This is a genomic window from Frankia sp. BMG5.60 (assembly GCF_059428125.1).
The window spans coordinates 1,629,489-1,648,577 of record NZ_CM182091.1 but is presented as its reverse complement, the minus strand read 5'-3'; the positions used below and the strand labels follow the sequence as shown (position 1 = coordinate 1,648,577).

20 protein-coding genes are annotated in these 19,089 nt (G+C 71.7%); 13 read left to right on the top strand and 7 right to left on the bottom strand.

Annotated features, from left to right (window positions below; all coding sequences use genetic code 11):
- Positions 1-82: 82 nt before the first annotated feature.
- Positions 83-1,624, bottom strand: coding sequence for an MFS transporter (locus AC5R91_RS06630; protein ID WP_495396253.1), 1,542 nt, complete (start codon positions 1,622-1,624; stop codon positions 83-85).
- Between the two features lie 250 nt (positions 1,625-1,874).
- A complete protein-coding gene (locus AC5R91_RS06625; protein ID WP_495396252.1) occupies positions 1,875-2,363 on the bottom strand; it encodes an SRPBCC family protein in 489 nt (162 codons plus the stop codon).
- Positions 2,364-2,732: 369 nt separating this feature from the next.
- On the opposite strand from AC5R91_RS06625, the gene AC5R91_RS06620 reads away from it, so the two are divergent.
- Both AC5R91_RS06620 and AC5R91_RS06615 read left to right on the top strand, forming a co-directional pair.
- Positions 2,733-3,689: a Rieske (2Fe-2S) protein gene (locus tag AC5R91_RS06620; protein ID WP_495396251.1), complete on the top strand. Its 957-nt coding sequence runs from the start codon at positions 2,733-2,735 to the stop codon at positions 3,687-3,689.
- 46 nt (positions 3,690-3,735) lie between these two features.
- Entirely contained in the window at positions 3,736-4,395 is a 660-nt protein-coding gene (locus tag AC5R91_RS06615; protein ID WP_495396250.1) for an NAD(P)H-binding protein, read from the top strand.
- A 42-nt stretch (positions 4,396-4,437) separates the two neighbouring features.
- Here the strand turns inward: AC5R91_RS06615 and AC5R91_RS06610 are convergent, their stop codons facing one another.
- A complete protein-coding gene (locus AC5R91_RS06610) occupies positions 4,438-7,806 on the bottom strand; it encodes a CHAT domain-containing protein (RefSeq protein WP_495396249.1) in 3,369 nt (1,122 codons plus the stop codon).
- Positions 7,807-7,871: 65 nt separating this feature from the next.
- Between AC5R91_RS06610 and AC5R91_RS06605 the strand changes: the two genes are divergently transcribed.
- Together AC5R91_RS06605 and AC5R91_RS06600 are read left to right on the top strand one after the other, a co-directional pair.
- Positions 7,872-8,054 carry a hypothetical protein gene (locus AC5R91_RS06605; protein ID WP_495396248.1) on the top strand — a complete coding sequence of 61 codons (183 nt, stop codon included), beginning with the start codon at positions 7,872-7,874 and terminating at the stop codon, positions 8,052-8,054.
- Between the two features lie 29 nt (positions 8,055-8,083).
- Positions 8,084-8,434 (top strand): hypothetical protein, encoded by a 351-nt coding sequence (locus tag AC5R91_RS06600; protein WP_495396247.1) that lies wholly within the window; start codon positions 8,084-8,086, stop codon positions 8,432-8,434.
- A gap of 223 nt (positions 8,435-8,657) precedes the next feature.
- Here AC5R91_RS06600 and AC5R91_RS06595 read toward each other — a convergent pair whose 3' ends face one another.
- The gene (locus tag AC5R91_RS06595; RefSeq protein ID WP_495396246.1) at positions 8,658-9,314 is read right to left on the bottom strand and encodes a DUF6338 family protein; all 657 of its coding nucleotides are present in this window, start codon (positions 9,312-9,314) and stop codon (positions 8,658-8,660) included.
- A 679-nt stretch (positions 9,315-9,993) separates the two neighbouring features.
- On the opposite strand from AC5R91_RS06595, the gene AC5R91_RS06590 reads away from it, so the two are divergent.
- The 4 genes from AC5R91_RS06590 to AC5R91_RS06575 all read left to right on the top strand — a co-directional run bounded on the left by AC5R91_RS06590 (position 9,994) and on the right by AC5R91_RS06575 (position 12,861).
- Positions 9,994-10,851 (top strand): SAM-dependent methyltransferase, encoded by an 858-nt coding sequence (locus AC5R91_RS06590; protein WP_495396245.1) that lies wholly within the window; start codon positions 9,994-9,996, stop codon positions 10,849-10,851.
- Positions 10,852-10,977: 126 nt separating this feature from the next.
- Positions 10,978-11,763: an SDR family NAD(P)-dependent oxidoreductase gene (locus AC5R91_RS06585; protein WP_495396244.1), complete on the top strand. Its 786-nt coding sequence runs from the start codon at positions 10,978-10,980 to the stop codon at positions 11,761-11,763.
- A gap of 163 nt (positions 11,764-11,926) precedes the next feature.
- Positions 11,927-12,343 carry an alcohol dehydrogenase catalytic domain-containing protein gene (locus AC5R91_RS06580; RefSeq protein WP_495396243.1) on the top strand — a complete coding sequence of 139 codons (417 nt, stop codon included), beginning with the start codon at positions 11,927-11,929 and terminating at the stop codon, positions 12,341-12,343.
- A 14-nt stretch (positions 12,344-12,357) separates the two neighbouring features.
- Positions 12,358-12,861: a zinc-binding dehydrogenase gene (locus tag AC5R91_RS06575; RefSeq protein WP_495396242.1), complete on the top strand. Its 504-nt coding sequence runs from the start codon at positions 12,358-12,360 to the stop codon at positions 12,859-12,861.
- 76 nt (positions 12,862-12,937) lie between these two features.
- Here AC5R91_RS06575 and AC5R91_RS06570 read toward each other — a convergent pair whose 3' ends face one another.
- Positions 12,938-13,276 carry a MerR family transcriptional regulator gene (locus tag AC5R91_RS06570; RefSeq protein WP_495396240.1) on the bottom strand — a complete coding sequence of 113 codons (339 nt, stop codon included), beginning with the start codon at positions 13,274-13,276 and terminating at the stop codon, positions 12,938-12,940.
- A 151-nt stretch (positions 13,277-13,427) separates the two neighbouring features.
- Between AC5R91_RS06570 and AC5R91_RS06565 the strand changes: the two genes are divergently transcribed.
- Together AC5R91_RS06565 and AC5R91_RS06560 are read left to right on the top strand one after the other, a co-directional pair.
- Positions 13,428-13,859, top strand: a complete 432-nt coding sequence (locus AC5R91_RS06565; RefSeq protein WP_495396238.1) for an Hsp20/alpha crystallin family protein — start codon at positions 13,428-13,430, stop codon at positions 13,857-13,859.
- A gap of 14 nt (positions 13,860-13,873) precedes the next feature.
- The gene (locus AC5R91_RS06560) at positions 13,874-14,200 is read left to right on the top strand and encodes a hypothetical protein (protein WP_495396237.1); all 327 of its coding nucleotides are present in this window, start codon (positions 13,874-13,876) and stop codon (positions 14,198-14,200) included.
- Between the two features lie 111 nt (positions 14,201-14,311).
- On the opposite strand, the gene AC5R91_RS06555 is transcribed toward AC5R91_RS06560, so the two are convergent.
- On the bottom strand, positions 14,312-14,956 hold the full coding sequence (locus AC5R91_RS06555; protein WP_495396236.1) for a DsbA family oxidoreductase: 645 nt from the start codon (positions 14,954-14,956) through the stop codon (positions 14,312-14,314).
- 344 nt (positions 14,957-15,300) lie between these two features.
- On the opposite strand from AC5R91_RS06555, the gene AC5R91_RS06550 reads away from it, so the two are divergent.
- Positions 15,301-16,383 (top strand): dihydrodipicolinate reductase, encoded by a 1,083-nt coding sequence (locus AC5R91_RS06550; protein ID WP_495396235.1) that lies wholly within the window; start codon positions 15,301-15,303, stop codon positions 16,381-16,383.
- Positions 16,380-17,207 carry an SDR family NAD(P)-dependent oxidoreductase gene (locus tag AC5R91_RS06545; protein WP_495396234.1) on the top strand — a complete coding sequence of 276 codons (828 nt, stop codon included), beginning with the start codon at positions 16,380-16,382 and terminating at the stop codon, positions 17,205-17,207. The genes AC5R91_RS06550 and AC5R91_RS06545 overlap by 4 nt, the downstream gene beginning before the upstream one ends.
- Before the next feature lie 79 nt (positions 17,208-17,286).
- On the opposite strand, the gene AC5R91_RS06540 is transcribed toward AC5R91_RS06545, so the two are convergent.
- Positions 17,287-17,724, bottom strand: coding sequence for a nitroreductase/quinone reductase family protein (locus AC5R91_RS06540; protein ID WP_495396233.1), 438 nt, complete (start codon positions 17,722-17,724; stop codon positions 17,287-17,289).
- A 328-nt stretch (positions 17,725-18,052) separates the two neighbouring features.
- Between AC5R91_RS06540 and AC5R91_RS06535 the strand changes: the two genes are divergently transcribed.
- Positions 18,053-19,072, top strand: a complete 1,020-nt coding sequence (locus AC5R91_RS06535) for an LLM class flavin-dependent oxidoreductase (RefSeq protein ID WP_495396232.1) — start codon at positions 18,053-18,055, stop codon at positions 19,070-19,072.
- The last annotated feature ends 17 nt before the right edge of the window (positions 19,073-19,089 follow it).

Sequence of the window (19,089 nt, the reverse complement as noted above, 5' to 3'; positions counted from 1 at the left end):
GTGCCGTGCCCCTGGTAACCGTTCGTACACCAACATGTACGTTCCGCCTGTAATCCTGGCTGTGTCCGGCGCAGCGGAGATCTCAGCCGTCCGGGCGGTCACCGTCGTCCGGTGGGTCGGAGCGAGGAGCGGGTGCGGCGGCGGGCTCGACACGCACCGTGGTGCGCAGCGGGGTCTCGACGATGAGCAGGATGACGATCGCGGCCACGACGATGAGCGGGATCGCGCTCAGGAAGGCCTCGGGAACCGCCGTTCCGTAGGCGTGGCGGACGACGGAGGCGACCGGAGCGCCGACCGTGTCAAGATCCGGGATGTCCCGGCCGTCACCCAGGGCGTCCACCGGCAGACCCTCGGCCGCCAGCCCGGCGGCGGTCAGGTCGGTGACCCGGTGCGCGATCAGCGCGCCGAGGACGGCGACGCCAGTCGTTCCACCGAGGCTGCGGAGGAACTGCACGGTCGCGCTCGCGGCCCCGAGATCGGTGAGCGGGGCAGTGTTCTGGGCGATCACGATCAGGTTCTGCTGGACCATGCCCAGGCCGAGACCGACCGGCATCATGGCGAGGCCGACGAGCACCGGCGTCGTCGTCGGGCCGATCAGCCCGAGCAGCAGCAGGCCGCACAACACGAGGCCGGAGCCGAGGACGAGGAAGCGCTTCCAGCGCCCGGACCGCGAGATCACCCGGCCTACGTGGATCGAGGCGTAGGCCATCGCGCCGACCAGGGGAACCGCGAGCAACCCGGAGATCACCGGCGACCGGCCCTGCCCGAGCTGGAAGTACTGGCTGAGCATGACCGGGGTCGAGAACATCACGGTGCCGACGCAGAAGGCCGCGATCACGCAGAGCACGAGCGTGCGGTCGCGGAACAGGCGGGGTGGGATCATCGGCTCGCGGGCCCGGAACTCGACCGCCACCGCGACGGCCAGCAGGAGCACGCCGCCGCCGATCAGCCAGCCGGTCTGCGTCGAGGCCCAGCCGAAGGCGTCCCCGGCCAGCGAGACCCAGACCAGCAGGCAGCTCGCACCGCCGGAGATCAGCAGGGCGCCGGCGTAGTCGATGGAGACCTCACGGCCACCCACGGGCAGCCGCAGCGTGCGCTGGATCAGCACTCCGGCGGCCGCCGCGATCGGCAGGCCCAGGTAGAAGCACCAGCGCCAGCCCAGCCAGGGGGCGTCGACGACGAGTCCGCCGATGAGGGGCCCGGTGACCGTCGCCGCCGCGAAGGTCGCCCCGACGTAGCCGTTGTACCTGCCCCGGTCCCGGGCCGGGATGATCGCGCCCATCGCCACCTGGACCAGGGAGGACATCCCGCCGCTGCCGATGCCCTGGACGAACCGGCAGGCGATCAGCATCCCGGGGGAGCCGGCCAGCCCCGCGAGCACGGAGCCGAGGACGAAGACGCCGAGGGCCGACTGGACCAGCCGCTTCTTGTCGACCAGGTCCGCGAGCTTGCCCCAGATCGGCATGCTGGCCGTCATCGCGAGCAGGTTGGCGGTGACCACCCAGGTGTAGCTGGTGGCGCTGCCGTGCAGGTCGGACATGATGGTCGGCAGCGCGTTCGTCACGATCGTGGACGACAGCATCGAGACGAAGAGCCCGACCAGCAGACCGGAGATGGCACGCATCGTTCGCCGGTGGGCCGTGGCGGACAGGTGGGCCGTGGCGGACAGGGAGGAAGGTCCCTGCCCGGCGGCGCCCTCGTTTCGTGGCGTGGTCGTCGCCGTGAAGATTCACCCCTCGCGTGACACCGGCCGGCCCGGATGCGGCCGATACCCATGAAAACACGGCGAGGGATGGGCTACCGCCTCGAATCCCGCTGATTCCCGCGCCGCCGGTGCTCCTGTCGGCACCCCTTGGTATGTCGCGATGGTGCCGTCAGGTGATCGTCGGGCTGGCCGGCGCGTAACGGGCCTGGAGCTGGGTGAGGGTCGCCTCGATGCCAGCCGCGTTCGCCTTCGGGGCGCGGATGAGGTCGTAGTAGCGGATCGTGGCCTTGATCCGTCCCATTCCGCTGTAGTCGAAGGTCTCGCTGACGCGGGTGGATCCGTTCGATTCCGGACTGAACTGCCAGCGCCACCGGTGGCCGACCGGGTGCCGCCACTCGATGAGGCGGTCCTCCTCGAACGCCGTGACCCTGCTGGTGATCCGGTATGGCAGGCCGTATGCCTTCATGTTCACCGAGAAGGTCGCGCCTTGAGCCAGCCGCGGCGGCCCGGAGACGGTGGCGCGTACCGTGCCGGAGCCGTCGAGCTCGCGGTGCCGGCGCGGGTCGGCCACGATGGCAAACAGGTCGCTCACCGGCGCGTTTACCAGGACCGACCGGCTGATCTGGTGCGGTCCGGTGTCGATGACGGACACGGTCACGATTTTCGTCCTCGTCGCTCGTAGGGACGTCTGCGTGCGAGCGGTCCTGCGGTCGCCCTCAGTCGAGGTCGGGAGGGGACGCCGACGTGTCGAGATGCGTGGACCGGGAGAAGTAGCCGATCGTCGGGGCGAAACGCATGAGCGCAGTGTCGGCCCTCCCCCGGGGGGAGAGTCAATCGGCCGTCGCGCTGGTGATCGGGAGCCGCCGCGACGCCAGCGTCGGCACCAACGTCCCATCCATCGCCGCCGCCCACGGGAACGGCGGGGCCGGGGACGTGTGCGGGACGCGGACGGGGGTAGTTCGCCGGTCGCGCCGCGCAGCGGTGCGGCGCCGCTGAGTGTGACGGGATCTCCCGAGAAGAGGTAGGTATGCGCGGGTCCGAACGGGTACTCGATCGGCTCGAACGGGAGCAGGCGCTCGATCCGGTCGCCGGGCGCGTCGCCGCGTTCTGGTCGAAGGCGTTGCGGTCGCAGCGGCTACGCGATCTGCTCAGCGGCCGGGCGCTCGGGCATCCGCTGCACCCCGCGGCCGTGATCGTGCCGGCGGGAACGCTGCTGAGCGCGACCCTGCTCGACGTCACCGGCGGGTCCGCCCTGCGTCCGGCCGCGCGGCGGCTCATCGGGCTCGGGCTGCTGTCGGCCGGCCCCGCCGCGGCGGCCGGGTGGTCGGACTGGCTCGACACCGACGGCGCCGAACGCCGCGTCGGGCTCGTACACGCGGCCTGCAACATCGTCGGCATCGGGTGCTACACGGCGTCCTGGTGGCAGCGGCGTCGTGGTGCAGGCGGGGTGGTCGCAGGCGGGGTGGTCGCAGGCGGGGAGGTTGCGAGCGGGGCGTCGAGCGGGGTGGCCGCGGGCCTCGCGGGGGCGGCCGCCCTCGGCGTCGGCGGGTGGCTGGGCGGCCACCTCGCCTACGCGCTCGGGGTGGGGGTGGACACCACCGCGTTCCAGCGGGGCCCCGCCGACTGGACGGACGTGCTGGCGGCCGGCGAGGTCACCACGGCGCTGCGGCAGGCCGAGGTCGACGGCGTGCCCGTGCTGCTGACCAGGGTCGACGGCCGGATCGTCGCGATCAACGACCGCTGCACCCACCGGGGCGCCCCCCTGAGCGACGGCGAACGCGACGGCGACTGCGTGCAGTGCCCCTGGCACGGCAGCCGGTTCGCACTGAGCTCCGGCGAGGTCGTCCAGGGTCCGGCGACCCGTCCGCAGCCGGTGTACGAGGTCCGCGAGCGCGCCGGGCGGGTCGAACTGCGCCGCTCGGAGATCCGGGCCCTGCGCGCCAACCCTGTCGGTCCCTCGCCCGACCGGGTGTCGATCGGCTGATTCGCCGCATCCGGCACCTGACGGCGTCCTTCGCTAGGTTTCCTCCATGGCCTTCTCCCTCATCGTCGTCGGCGCGACCGGAAACGTCGGGCGTGGCATCGTCGCCGCAGCTCGCAAGCGGGACTGGGAGGTGACGGCCGTCGACCGCGACACCGTCGGCTTCGACGCGCTGCCCGACGAGTTCGCGGGCGTCAAGACCGTCGTGGGCAGCGTCGCCGACGCCGAGCGGGCGGCCGAGCTGGCGGCGCGCCTCGACCTGGCCTCGGCCGACGCCGTCGTCGTCGCCGTGAACATCCCGTGGACGCCCACGCCGGTCCTGTCGACGACCTGGGAGCAGGCCGACGACCACCTCGGCCCCTACCTGCGGCTGCACCTGAGCGCGGCGACCACCTTCCTGCCGGCCCTGTCGGCCGGCGCGGTCTACCTGGGCATGGGCGGCGGCATGGCGGACATCCCCGCCCGCGGGATGGGCGTGGTGTCGATGGCCCAGGCGGCGCAGCGGATGCTGTACCGGCACCTGGAGCGGGAGGCTCGCGCCGGCGAGGTGCTGGTGCGCGAGGTCATGATCCGCGCCATGGTCCACGGCTTCGGCCAGCCCGGCGAGCCGGGCCCGGGCATGCTCGGCTCCGACGTCATCGGCGAGCGGGTCTGCGACGTCCTGATCGACGCCAAGGAGCAGGAGGTCGTCGTCGTCCTCGAGGCGTAGGCCCCGGCGCAGGCCCCGGCATCCCGGCCATGCCGGGGCGCGTCAGGCCCCGGCATGCATGTGGGCGGCCCAGAGCGTCGGGATACGAGGAAAGCGGTCCCGGGCGAGGTGGATCGCGCGATCCACGCAGGCCCACGTACCGGCGGCATCGGATCCGTTCGAGGCGAGGTTCGCGTAGATCTGACCGGCGATCTCCGCGGCGACGGCGTCGTCGATCGCCCACAGCGTGCCCACGACGTGGGAGTACCCGGCCAGTTGGAAGGCCGAGACGATGTGGAACGCCTCGTCCGCCAGGTCCTGTGACGTCACGGCGGTACTGCACGCCGACAGGAAGGCGAGTTGCGAATCCTGCAGCCGCAGTCGGGAGATCTGCTGGACGCTGAGCGGCCTGCGGGCGTGGTCGTGGACCAGCAGATGGTTGTTCGACGGGTCGACCGGATCGCTGCTGGCGTGGCAGGCGAAGTGGGCCCACGTGGCTGCCGGGAGACGGGACAGGACGGCGTCCCGGGTGGCCTGCTCGCCGATCAGCCCCTCTGTCTCGGGGTACAGCCGGGCGAGCTGCTCGAACTCCTGCAGCGCGGCGGGCAGGTCCGACGCGCCGGGCGTGCGGGGCATCGCGACGGCCAGCAGGCGCGGGGAACCCGCCGCGGCGATCGACGTCTGGCCGGCGCGCCGCGTCCGGGCGTGGGCCAGTGCTCGGACGGTGGGGGTGTAGGAGGACACCACGCGGTCCATCACGGTCGGCCGGTCGTGGCCGGAACCTTCCCGATGACGACCGGCTGCGTGCAGGGGGAAGTAGGCCAGGGGCCCGCACGGTATCCACCAGACACGGTCACGGCTGCCGTCCTCGGACGGCCCCGTGATTCCCAGATGGTCGAGAACCGGCCCGGTGACGGTGTCCCAGAGCCACGTCAACGTGGTGTGCATCGCCTCTTCGGCGTGCTGGCGGGCGACCCTGCCGGAACGCATGCCGGCCAGGGACTGACGCATCGCTGCCAGCCGGGCCCGGACGACGGAGTGGGTCAGGTCCGGCAACGGCCGGACCTGAACACCCGCAGGGGTCAGCAGCAGCGCGTCGCACCGGTACCGGCTGATGTTGATCATGACGATCGGTCCGCTGTGCGCTTCGGCGGCAAGCTGCGCGACGTCGGCGGGCAGCAGGAACCGCTGCAGGCCGGGCAGCGTCCGGATGTGGTCCACCAGCGCCGTCAGCTCTTCGGCGAGCGCTCGGCGCCGGTCCTCGGGGGCTGCCGGCTGGGCGGCGGTGACGGGTAGCGGCGCGGTCGGCGCTGCCGCGGTGGCGAGCCCGTCGGGCGGGTCCGCGTCGAGCTGCGCGCACAGGTGGACGAACCGGTCCGCCGACAGCTCGTCCAGGGCGCGCAGGTCGGTGAGATCGGTGCGGGCCTCCATGGCCTGCCCCAGCAGCACTCCTCGGCCGGTCTCGAGCAGTTCGACCGCGTGCTCGGGGCGTCCCGCGCTCAGCGCACAGGCCGCGGCGTCGCTCGCCAGCTCGGCATAGGTGGCGAGCCAGTGCAGCGCGTCGGCGGCCACCAGGTCGCGTGCCGCGAGGCGCGGCAGCAGCTCCACGGCGGTCGCATAGCCACGCGCGGCCCGTTCGACCTGGCCGGCTTCCATCGCGATGCGGCCCCATCCACGAGCCGCCTCCACCCGGGCGGCGGTCCGGGCACTTCCCCTGGATGCGGCCGACTCGAGCAGGTCGAGTGCCTCCTGCACCAGCGGTGTGTCACCGAGCACGAGCCCCAGCGCGTCCAGCGACGAGGCCAGGTTCAGCTCGAACACCGACCGGTCGGGGTGGTCCTGGGCAACCGCGGCCACCGCGGCACGCCCGGCGGCGACCGCCGCCTCGAGCGTGCCCACATCCCTCGTGCTGTCGAAGTACGACCGCAGCGCGTTGTTCAGGTTCGACAGGACGACGGACCGGCGGCTCGCATCCACGGTCGTGTCCGCGGCCTGGCGATGGTGCTCGACGGCCTCGCGCAGCATCCTGAGGTCACCGGTGTGGTCGGCCTTGGCCTGCAGCGCCAGGGCGAGGTTGACGAGGTACAGCGGTCGGTTGGGGTGGTGTGGTGGGGTCGCCGCCAGGGCGTCGCGTCCCCAGGCGACCGCCTCGTCCAACGCGGCGGCGTCGCCGGTCCGTTTGAAGGTCGTCTGAAGCTGCCCGACGAGGGTCGAGCGGTAGAAGGGCGCGTCGGGGTGATCCGCCGGCGTGGCGCGGACGACGGCGCGTGTCGTGTCGACGGCCTCGCCCAGCGCGCTCAGGTCCCCGGTGTGGTCGAACTGTGCCTGGAGCAGCAGGGCGAGGTTGTAGCGGCCGGCAAGCTCGAGCGGAGAGCTGGGCGGGGTCGCGGCGACAGCCCGGCGGGTGACGGCGATCGCCTCCGTCAGGAGAGGTTGGTGCCCGGTGCGCACGAACTTCGCCTGCAGAAGACTGCCATGATTGATCAGCAGGATCGCTGGAGCCAGGTACCCGCTCGGCGCCGCGGCCACGGCGGCGGCGCCGAGCTCAAGGGCCTCATCGAGGAGCTCGGCGTCGTTGGTGCGTTCGTACAGCTTGCGCAGAGCCAGGCTCAACCCGGACAGGGGTCCGTGGCGCTGGTCGTGGTCGCCGGGCATGGTCCGCAGCGCGGTCCGGTTCAGCTCGACCGCCTCCCGCAGCAGCTCGACGTCGCCCGTGTGCTCGAAGACGACCCGCAGGCTGTCGGCGAGGGTGTACAGGTGCCGCGGCCGGTCCGGGTCACCCGCCGGCACCTCGGCCAGGGCGGCTCGTCCGATCTCGACAGCCTCGGCCAGGGTGGCGACGTCGCCGGTCTGCTCGAAGAGGCGCTGCAACGCGCTGCCGAGGAAGGCCAGGTACTTCAGGCGGCCGGGCGGCCCGAGGCGGGTGCCGGCCACGGCGTTGCGTGCGGCGCTGACCGCGAGCCGCAGGGTGTGCGCATCGGCGCCGCTTTGCAGCATCGGTTCGAAGACGATGACGAACCGTTCCCACACCGCGTCGTCCGCGTTCCCGGTGACGGCCTCCTCCGTGGCTGCCGCCGGCCCGGCCGGCCCGGCCGGGCCGGCGGCCAGCGCCGACGCGGCGGTCACGGGGGTGCGCTCGAAGCTGCGAGCCAGCGGCTCGGGCATCGGCAGCGGGGAGCCCGAGAGGTGCACCACGAGGAGCAGCGTGATGGCGGTGCCGGTCTCGCGCTCGACGTGCGGCGCCCCCAGCGCCAGCGCGCGGTGCCAATGCAGCAGCCCGACGAGGTGACAGGTTTCGACAACGTCCTCGGGCCGGGTCGTGGCGGCGACGAGTGCAACTGCCTCCGCCAGCGCCGCCGGGTCGAGCAGGCCATAAGGGCCGCCGTCACCGGCCAGCCTGGAACGGATGGCGCTCACCCATCTCGCCCGCATGCGATCTCCATCCTGTGCTGCCATCGCCATCACCATCGTCAAACCCGCTGAGGCATACTAAGGCCGTGCTAGACATAGGTGACGCGCTGGCCACCGTTGTTCTCAACGCGAGTGAGGAGCTGATCCGGCAGACCGGTTTCTGCCCTCAGCCGCAGGTGCACATCCTTGCGGAGGACATGGAAAACCCCTATCTCGGCTACGTCGTATGCCGGCGTTTCTCCGCGGCGACGACGCTGCTTCGGCGATAACGGCCCTCGGCCTGCTTCCGTCCGTCATGATGGCGACGCGCCTCATCGTCGCCTGGGAGGATCGCGACCTGCGGACCGCACTCGAGCTGCCGGGGGATGCCTTCGCGACGGGCATTGTCCTGCTCGACGCGAACCTGGACCGGCACGTTCTCGGGTGGCATCCGTTCCGGGCCGAGGCGGGCCCCGCCGGCTCACCCGGGGAGGCGACCGTCGCATGGGGCACACCGGCTCGGTACGAAGACGTTCCGCTGCTGGCGCCGATCGCTGCACTGCTGGCGGTGTGGCGCGAGTTCCGGAAGGCCGACCTGGAGCAGACGATCATCGAGTTCCAGCAGGCCGGTTACGAGCTGAACTGGACCGTGGCCACGGCCGAGAACTAGCTCGCGTCCGCCTCCGACCACCGTTCTCCGGGGCGGTGGTCAGTATGCATCGGGGGGTCTCGGTGAAGCGCCGGCCGGGCCTTCGGGTGGTGGCGGCGGTTCGTCACCCTCGACTTCCACCCCCTTTGGCTGGTAGCCGCGGGAGTTCCCTGACTGCGCGAAGAACGCGCGTTCCCAGGGGGTCAGATCGTCTTCCGCCGTCGTTTCGTTTCCCACCGTGGGCCTACTTTCCCTCATCGTTCCGGGCGGGGGCGTTGACCAGCTCCAGGATGTCGACGTCCGCCATCTTGATATAGATCCCGTCACTGCCCGCCACCGGCGAGCCGAAGGAACCGTCCCGGCCCATGCGGTAGGACCGCTGCAGGTACAGGTCCATCGGCTGCGGATGGCCCGATGCGTACGACCGGGCACCGTACCAGCCGCCGACCCAGGTGCCGTCCTTCAGCCGTGCACGGACGAAGCGCGTGCCGCCCTGCGTCGCGGCACCGAAGAGATGGTCCCATGCCGTCGGTGTCGGCCGGTAGAGGGAGCGGGTACGGCGCCGCTGCCAGTACGAGACCGCCGCCGCGGCGGCGGAGGGCACGCCGAAGAAGAGCAGCAGCACCCAGGCGGCGATGCCGCGGGAATGGCCGATGAACAGCGCCGACAGGCCGGAGAGTTCCGTCCGATGCCATGCCGCGACGAGCGACGGCCCGGCGACCACGACGTACACGGCGTTCAGTACGACACTGGCGGTGATGGCGCGAAGCACTCGTTCCCCGAGCTGCGCCTCGCCGCTCACCGGGCCCCGCCACCGCTCGCGCAGAAACTGGTAGGTGACGCCGGGCAGGACGAGGAGCACCACGGCCACCGCCTGGCCGATTGTGGACGGGGTTTGCACGGTCCTCACTTCTGCGGCAGTGCTGCGCGTCGCCGACCGGTCCGCCGCCGGGTCGGTCGAGGTCGCGGTCGCGGTCGCGGTCGCGGTCGCGCAGAATCCTACGCAGCAGAGGCGAGGACATTCCCCTGACCCCGTTCTCGCCAGGCGTGGAAAACGTCGCCGGGTCCGGGTACGGCAGCAGGGCGTCGTCGCGGCGGCGCAGGATCTCGTCGGCCGTCTGCTCCGGCGTCAGCACCATCGCTGTCCAGCCACAGGCCGACGCGCGGGGTCTCGGTGCGCAGGACGGCGTCGAGCTGGGCGGGACTCCACCGGGTGCCGTACGCGACCTTGTCGCGCCCCGACTCCCGTCGTTGCACCACGTCGACGTCGGGAGCCAGGATCACGAGCCGAAGCGGACGGCTTCGCTGCGGTCTGGCTGCGGCAGCCCGACGTCCGGGCGATCGGTGGCGTGAAATCCCCAGGTCAGTGCGCTTGCTGCCGACCGGTCGGGGGATTCGTATGCCTGCGACCGGACCACCGAGCCCGGGTGGAGCCCCGTGGGAGCCGTCCTGCGGTGGGCGCCCTGGTCTTCCGGGGGCCAGACCCATGACTGCTTGTGGGCGATTTGACCGCTAAGGTGAGGTCCACGGAACGTCTGACGGGCGTCAGACGGGCGTCAGACGGGGAGAGGGCGGTCGCGGTGGCAACGGCTGAGGACGAGGTGTCGAGCACGTCACGGAATGTTCCCGCGGCACAGAGATTCATCTCGGCCGATCTGAAGATGGACATCCCGCATTCGGCGCGGGTCTATGACTACTTCCTCGGCGGGAAGGACAACTTCCCGGCCGACCGGGCCGCCGCCGAACAGATCATCAGTGTTTTCCCCGACGTCCAGAACACCACCCAGCAGAACCGGGCCTTCATGCTGAGGGCGACCCGCTACCTCGCCCGCGAGGCGGGCGCCCGGCAGTTCCTCGACATCGGTACCGGCATTCCCACCAGCCCGAACCTGCACGAGGTCGCCCAGGGGCTGGAGCCGGCTTCCCGGGTGGTCTACGTCGACAACGACCCGATCGTGCTCGTGCATGCGCGGGCGCTACTGACGAGCAGCCCGGAAGGCCGTACCGCGTATGTGGACGCCGACTTCCACGACCCCAAGCGCATCCTGGCCTCAGCCGAGGTACGTGACACCTTCGACCTGGACCAGCCGGTTGTCCTGTCCCTGATCGGAATGCTCCACTTCATCCCGGACGAGGGTGATCCGCATGGCCTGGTCCGTACGCTGATGGATGCTCTGCCGTCGGGCAGCTTCCTGTCACTCACACACGGCACCGCGGACTTCGCCCCGGAAGAGGCGGAATCGGCGGCGGAGATCTACCGGCAGCAGGGCATTCCGACGCGCCTGCGGTCCCGCGACGAGGTGCTCCGCTTCTTCGATGGTTTCGACCTCGTCGACCCCGGTCTGGTCAACGTCCTGCGCTGGCGGGCCGACGGCACGACGGACGGCTTGGCCGACGCCCAGGTCGGCACGTACGGAGCGGTCGCCCGAAAGCCGTAGTCGTAGTCGGCGCCGGGAAGCCCCTGGTCGTGGTGCCGGGGCGGCGTTCGTCGGTGGATCGAGGCGGGGAACACGGCATAGCTTGACGAGTCGTCAGACAGTGTCCCTGCGACGGAGGTCCACGCGATGACCGCATCCTCAGGCACCCACGAGCCCGCCCGCCGTTTCGACGGCCGCGTCGCCTTCATCACCGGCGGCGCGGCCGGCTTCGGCCTCGCGTTCGCCCGGGAGCTCGCCGAACGCGGGGCCTCGGTCGTGCTCGCCGACATCGACGCCGCGGCGGCCGAGCGTTCCGCCGCCGCCCTCGGCGAGGCCGGGCACACGGTGTTACCCGTGCGTTGCGACGTCGCCGCCGAGGACACGGTCGACGCGGCGGTGGCCCGGGCCGTCGAGCACTTCGGCGGGATCGACATTCTGATCAACAACGCGGGCCGGCATCTCACCCGGTACAACCTGCCGTTCCAGACGCTGGCCCGCGACGACGTGCGCGAGCTGTTCGACGTGAACGTCATGGGCGTCGTGAACTGCTCGCTCGCCTGCCGGCCGTCGATGGCGGCCAGGGGTGGCGGGTCGATCATCAACATCTCGTCGATGGCGTCGCACATCGGAACGTCGCCGTACGCGGTGTCGAAGCTGGCCGTCCGTGGCCTGACGGTCGCGTTCGCGACGGAGTTCGCGCCCGACGGCATCCGGGTGAACGCGATCTCGCCCGGGCTCATGGACACCGAGAGCGCGATGGCCGACCTGCCCGCGGAGCTCATCCGGGACATCATCGACCAGCGCCAGCTCATCCACCGCCAGGGCCGCGTCGCCGACATCGTCGCGGCGTTGATCTATCTGTGCTCGGCCGAGGGTGGCTTCGTCACCGGCGAGACGCTCAAGGTCACCGGCGGCTTCCCGCTCTACTCCTGATCCGCTGATCCGCCCGCGCCGGTCAACCCCCGCCACGGCTGCCCGGTCAGCTCGCGTCCTGTCCGCCTCCCTGAGGTCGGGTCAGCCCTCCCACCAGCGGGAATAGGGGCGCCAGGCGGCCAGTTCCCACCGCTGCGGGCGGCGCGTGACGAGGAGAACCGTGATGAAGGCGTGGCATTTCGTGGAGACCGGGGAGCCCCTGCGGCCGGTGGAGCTTCCCGACCCGGTGGCCGGGCCCGGCCAGGTGGTCGTGGACGTTCGCGCGGCCGGGCTGTGCCACACGGACATCTCCTTCATGAACGGCGAGGTGCCGGGGATGCCGTCGCACGTCCCGATCGTGCTCGGCCACGAGATCGCCGGGGTGGTCGCCGAACTCGGCGCCGGCGTCACGGGCTTCGCCGTCGGCGAGCGGGTCGGCATCGCCCCGGTCCTGCACGACGGGCCCGGGGTGGGCCGTGACGGCGGCTACGCCGAGCGGGCGCTGGCGCAGGTCGACGGGCTCGTGCCGGTGCCCGCCGGGTCGACTTCGCGCAGGCCGCCGCCGCCACCGACGCCGGGGCGACCGCCTACCACGCGGTGAGCGCGGTTGGCGAGGTGACCGGCGGCAGTCGCGTCGGCGTGATCGGGCTCGGCGGCCTCGGTCAGATCGGCGCCCGGGTGGCCGTCCTGCTCGGCGGCGAGGTCCACGTCACCGACGTGCGGGCCGATCTGGCGACGACGGCTGACCTGCTGGGCGCGGCGTCGTTCACCACCGACGCCGGTCGGTTCGCCGGCCTCGACCTCGACGTGGTGTTCGACTTCGCCGGCGTCGGCACCACGCGGCTCGCCCTGAGCGCGGCCCGCCCCGGCGGCCGGGTCGTGCAGGTCGGCGCGGGCCGGCCGGAGGCGACCATCAGCATCGTCGACCTGGTGGTGCGCCGCCTGGAGTTGCGCGGCACCCTCGGCGCCACCAAGGAGGACCTGATCGCGGTCTATGCGCTGCTGGCCTCGGGCGCGCTCGACCCGGTCATCTCCACCGTCGGTTTCGACGCCATCCCGGACGGGCTCGAGCGCCTGCGCCGGGGCGAGGCCGAGGGGCGCACCGTGGCGGTCCGTTAGACGGGTAGTCCGCGTCACCGCGCCGGTCAGCGTCTCGGGCGCGGCCATCCTGCCTCAGTCCTGCCTCAGTCCTGCCTCAGTCCGTGGTTCGAGGGCGGCCCGACCGAGGTGGCGGCTTCACCTGCGCAGCCTGAGTCAGCTCGAGTGCGGCTCGCAGCCGTGCGTTCTCAGTCTCCAGCTCGAGCACCCTGGCGATGCCGGCGAGGTTCAGCCCGGCTGCGAGTAGATGCCCGATCCGTTGAAGCCGGGCCAGGTCGTCGCTGCTGTAGCGGCGGGTCCCTCCGTCGGTGCGGGCCGGGTCCAGCAGCCCGCGCCGCTCATACGCGCGCAGGCTCTGCGGGTCCATCCCGACCAGATCGGCGGCCACCGAGATCCCGTACACCCCTTGGGTCGGGTCGACATCGGACGGGCTCACGGGGCGCCTCCAGGGACTCTCCCGGACGGCCGGCCGGGGTCTTGCCTAAGCCTGCCACCGGTGCTATACAAAATCTATGTCAGCAGCCACAGATAAGTGGATGACCTGACGCGCTGGTCTACAAGATCGTGATCGTGGAGGTGGAGTTCCGATGTTGGTGCGCACCGACCCGTTCCGGGAGCTGGATCGGCTGAGCCAGCAGGTGCTCGGCAACCTGGGCACGGCGGCCCGGCCGAGCGGGATGCCGCTCGACGCCTGGCGCGAGGGCGAGGAGTTCGTGGCGGAGTTCGATCTGCCCGGGGTTGACCCCGCCACCGTGGATCTGGACGTCGAACGCAACGTGCTGACCGTGCGGGCGCAACGCCCGGCACTGCAAGCAGACCGCGAGGTCCTGGTCGCCGAGCGGCCCCGCGGAGTGTTCAGCCGCCAGTTGATCCTTGGCGACAACCTGGACACCGAGAAGATCACCGCCAGCTACCACGCCGGCGTGCTGACCCTGCGGATCCCGGTCGCGGAAAAGGCCAAGCCCCGGAAGATCGCGATCGAGACGTCCGGCGACGACCGCCGGGCCATCCACGCCTGAGCCGGGCGGGACCGATGACGACCCCGCAGGGGCCGGCGCCGGTCCGGCGGGTCGAGGCGCAGCTGGCCGACCTGATCTGCGCCGACCCCGACCTGCTGCACGCCGAGTTCGACGCGATCATCTCGGCCGGGTGGGACAGCGACGTTCCGACGGGCAGGCCAGGGCGGCCACCCGCGCCGGGGCCAGCGTCGCCGGGAGCACCGCCGACCGCGTGCTGTCCCCACCCGCACCCGTCCGGACCGCCGGTCGCCCGACGCCCCCAACGCAGAGCCGGGCAGCGGGCGCCGCCCAGCAGCCCGAACCCCGACATCGAGGCAGCAGCACGGCGAAGGGAGACCTAGCTACTACTCACGACCCAAGACAATTCCCTCAGCACGTCGTCTCGTCCCTCAGCACGTCGTCTCGCGCACAGGTCTGGCCCCGGCTGCCCTTACCCGGAGCCAGACCTGCCCTCAGACGGCGGCCCGGTGGTGCGCCCAGGCCTGGTCGAGGGCCTGGGTGAACAGGTCCACGGGCTGCGCGCCGGAAACGCCGAAGGCGTCGTCGAGGACGAAGAACGGCACCCCGGTGATGCCGAGGTCGCGGGCGGCGCGTTCGTCGGCGCGCACCGCGTCGGTGTAGTCGTCGCCGGCCCACACCCGGGTGACCTCGGCGGCGTCGAGGCCGGCGGCGGTGAACACCTCGACGGCGGTCTCGGCGTCGAACACCGGCCGGCCCGCGCCGAAGTGTGCCGCGTTCAGGGCGCTGACCGCCTCGGCCTGCCGGCCGGCGTCGGTGGCCAGGTGCAGCAGCCGGTGCAGGTCGAAGGTATTCCCGCTGAGTCGGTCCGCGGTGTACTGCAGCCCCTCGCCGCGGGCGGCGTCGGCGACACGGTTCTCCATCGCGGCGACCTCCTCGACCGGGCGCCCGAACTTGGCGGCCAGCGCCTCGCGCAGGGGGCCGGACTCGCCGCGGGGCAGCGTCGGGTCCAGCTCGTAGGAGTGGAACACCACGCTCACCTCGTCGCGGTGCGCGAATCCGGCCAGGGCGTGCTCGAAACGCGCCTTGCCGATGTAGCACCACGGGCAGACGACGTCACTCCAGATGTCCACGCGCATGCGTCCGACCGTCACCCTCCTCGTCGCGGGCCCGTCACGGGATCCTGGGACCTCCGCGGCCGGCAGGCGCACCAGGCCCGGCCGGCGACCCTGCCGTCCACCGTCGCCGGGAGAGAACAACGCGCCCGCCGAGGAGATTCCGCCCGGAATGCTGCGGGTTCGTGCCGGGTGCTTGTGTGGGTGCTGACCGCGTGGGTGGTGCTGACCGCGTGCGCGGTGCTGGCCGCGTGCGCGGTGCTGTACAGATGTTCAGTTTCCTGATCGGCCGATTGACTGTGGTGGTCTCGCGTGTGACCCTCGGCACGTCCGGTTGGACGGTGCAGAGGTGAACGCGGAGGCGACGCATGGCATTACGGGTGGTTGTCGGCTACACCGGCGGGGTCGGGAGCACGGTGGTCCGGCTCGTGCAGGGCAACCCGGCGTTCGAGCTCGTCGGTGTTCTCGTGCACAGCGAGGACAAGGATGGTAAGGACGCCGGCGACATCGTCGGGATTCCCCCCACGGGTGTCATCGCCACCCGCGACGTCGACGCGCTGATCGGGCTGAAGGCGGACGTCCTCGCGTGGCACGGCATCGACTGGCAGCCGGAGCTGATCGCGAGGTTCATGCGCGCGGGCACCAGCGTCTACTCCAGCCACGGCGGCTGGTTCCTGCCGAGTGAGCCGTCGTACGACCTGATCCAGGCCGCCGGTGAGGAGGGCGGTTCCGCCCTGATCGCCGGCGGCAACATCCCCGGCCTGATCAGCGACGTCCTGCCGCTGTTCGCCGCCGGCTACAGCGCCGATGTCACGTTCGTGCGCGCCTGGCAGTCCGACCACGTCCCGCACTACCCGTCGGCCTACCAGCTCGGCGAGTTCCTCGGCTTCGGCCAGGAGATCCCCGAGAGCGTGGACCTCGACGGCGAGCTCTCCTTCGCGGACGCGTCCTGGCAGTGGTGCATCGGCCAGTCCGCGCAGATCGTCGCGCGGGCCCTCGGCATCCCGTACGACGGCACCAAGCTGACGAAGAAGGAGTTCGGCGCGGCGCCGGAGGACCTCACGCTGCAGCCCAGCGGCCTTCACATCCCGAAGGGGCACGTCGCCGGGGCCCGGTGGACGCTGACCGCCTACTCCAACGGCAAGCCGTTCTACGAGCTCGTCAACGAGCAGAGCGCGGTGCTCGGCCTGGGCGACGACTGGCGGCACGACGTCGACGAGCCCAACTGGCGCGTCGTCATCGAGGGAAGCCCGTCGATCGAGCTGCAGTTCGGCCTGCCCGGTTCGCACGACGGGCCGGACCACGTCGCCGCCCTCAACGCCGCCCGCGCGGTGGCCTGCCTGCCCGGCGTCGCCGCCACGCAGAAGACCGGCTGGGTCACCGTGCTCGACCTGCCCGCGCCGGTCGGCGTGGCCTCCGCGGCCCTGCAGGCAGCGGCGCTGCAGTCATGAGTACGCAGCGCCTGTCCGGCAAGGTCGTCCTCGTCACGGGTGGCACCCGGGGCATCGGCCGGGAGTTCGTCGAGCGGTTCGCCCGCGAGGGCGCGTCCGTGGTCTTCACCGGCCGCTCCGTGGACGCCGGCACGGAGATCGAACAGGAGGCGAAGGCCCGCGGCGAGAACGTCACGTTCGCCGCCGGCAGTGCGGCGTCGGAGGACGACGTCCGCGCGGCGGTCGACCTGGCGGTGTCCACCTACGGTTCGCTGACGACCGTCGTCAACAACGCGGCGGCGACGCACCTCACCGGGCCCGGACGGCCCGACACCAAGGTCGCCGACGTCAGCACCGAGGTCTTCGACGAGATCGTCCGCATCGGCCTGTACGGCACGTTCTGGGCGGCGAAGTACGCCATTCCGCACCTCATTGCGGCCGGCAGCGGCGCGATCATCAACATCTCCGCGGCCTCCAGCGTCCTGTCGATCACCGGGCGGCCGAGTTACCAGGCCTCCAAGGGCGCGATCAACTCGCTCACCCGGCAGCTCGCGGTGGACTACGGCCAGTACGGAATCCGCTCGAACGCCATCATCGTCGGATTCACGAACACCGGCGGCGTGGAGATGACGAAGATGGTCGCGAACGAGGCGCTGATGGCGCCCGTCCGCAAGACGATTATGCTTCCTCGGCTCGGCCTTTCCAGCGACATCGCGAGCGGAGCGGTGTTCCTCGCCTCCGACGAGGGTTCGTTCATCACGGGCGTCCTGCTGCCGATCGACGGCGGGCTGACGTGTCACCTGGAGATGCCCGACACGGCGAGCGCCGCCGCCCTCGGCGACTGACCGGCGCCGCCGGCGAGCGTGCGGTGCGGCCGCGGCCGCGACCGCACGCTCGTCCCGGCGGATGGGGCTACGAAACGGGTCAGGCGCTGCCGGTCGGAGCGAGTGCGACGACCGGGATGACCCGGGTCGTCGCCGACTGGAACTGCAGCAGGACCGGGTAGGTCTCGGCGTGGCGGGCATAGATCGCGTCGCGCTCCGCGCCGTGAATCTCGGTGGCCGTCAGCCGGACGGTGTCGCTGCCGATCTCGGCGGTGACCTCCGGATTCGTGCGCAGGTACCGCAGCCACCGCGGATCCTCGTCGAGGCCGTCGTTGATGGCCAGCACCACGCAACGATCGTTGTCGTCGTCGGCGAAGTAGCTCAACGGCACGATGTGCGGCTTGCCGTCGGCATCGTGGCCGCTGTGCAGCAACAGCCGGGTGGGCCCGGAGAACCTGCCGGTCGGCTTGCCGCCGGTGGCCCGGTACTCGGTGATGTAGTCCTCGATGTCCTGGGCGGTGAAGGTCTTCTTGCTCATCGCCTCCGCTTTCTCTTCCCGGCTTCCGACCCGACGGTCGGGCGGATTCGTCGCCCGGCCGGGGCGTTTTCGCCGCTCGGCCGGGCATTCTGAATACGGGACGAGCCGGGCCCGGCTCCGCGGGACCTTCTTCCTGCCGGCGCACGCAGTGTGGCCCGCGGTCCGATGGCGGTGGACCCGCCGACCGGCCGCGCAAGATCATTAGCCGCAGCCCGCCCCACCCTGGTTAGGGCTTGATCGTCTAGGTCGCGACTCCAGCGTCGCCAACCGAACACACCTCGGTGGCGGCGGCGGGAATGCGGTCGCGGGACGGGGGATTGAGCTGGAGGTGAGTGTTGCTGACGACGTCCTTCCGCTGGCCGTTCTCGACTTCGTCGGGATCGAGCACGGCGAGAGCCCGAGCGCCGCGATCGCCGGCGCGGTGAGCATCGCCCAGGCCGTCGAGGCGGCCGGTTACCGGCGGTACTGGGTCTCCGAGCACCACAACATGACCAGCCTGGCGTGCAGCGCCCCGGAGCTGCTGACGGCCCACGTCGGCGCGCACACCTCCCGGATCCGGGTCGGCGCGGCCGGGATCATGCTGCCCAACCATGCGCCGTTCAAGGTCGCCGAGACGTTCCGGACGCTGCTGGCGATGTACCCGGGCCGGATCGATCTCGCGCTCGGTCGGGCGCCGGGGACCGACCCGCTGACGGCGCACGTGCTGCGCCGGGGTGTGGCCAACGATCCGGCCGCGGAGTTCCCCGCGCAGGTCGGCGAGCTGCTGGCGTTCCTCGGTGACGGCTTCCCCGCCGGCCATCCCTACGGCCAGCTCGTGGCCGCGCCGCTGGTCGAGGAGCGACCCGAGCTGTTCGTGCTGGGGTCGAGCCCGTACGGCCCGCGGTTCGCCGCCGTCAACGGCCTGAGCGCGGTGTTCGCGCACCACATGAGCCCGGACCTCGCCGTCGAGGCGCTGCGGGCCTACCGGCGCGAGTTCACTGCGCGCACGGAGGGCGCGACGCCGTACTCGGCGATGTCCGTGCTGGCCTTCGCCAGCGACGACGACGAGGCGATCGGCGACTTCGAGGCGGCCTGGACCCTGACGATCCAGAACATCACCCGCGGGATCCGCGAGCCGCTGCGGCCGGAGGACGTCCAGGCGTTCGCCCGGTCCCCGCAGTTCCGCGCCGCCCGCGGTGACGACGGCCGAATGGTGACCGGTGAGCCGAAGTCCGTCGCCGGACGGCTGCTGGAGCTCAAGCAGGAGGCCCAGGTCGACGAGATCGTCGTCGTCACCCCGACCCTGGACCGCGACCGCCGCCGGGACAGCTTCACCGCACTCGCCGCCGCCTGGCGCCAGGTCGCCTGAGCCGGACTGGTCGCCTC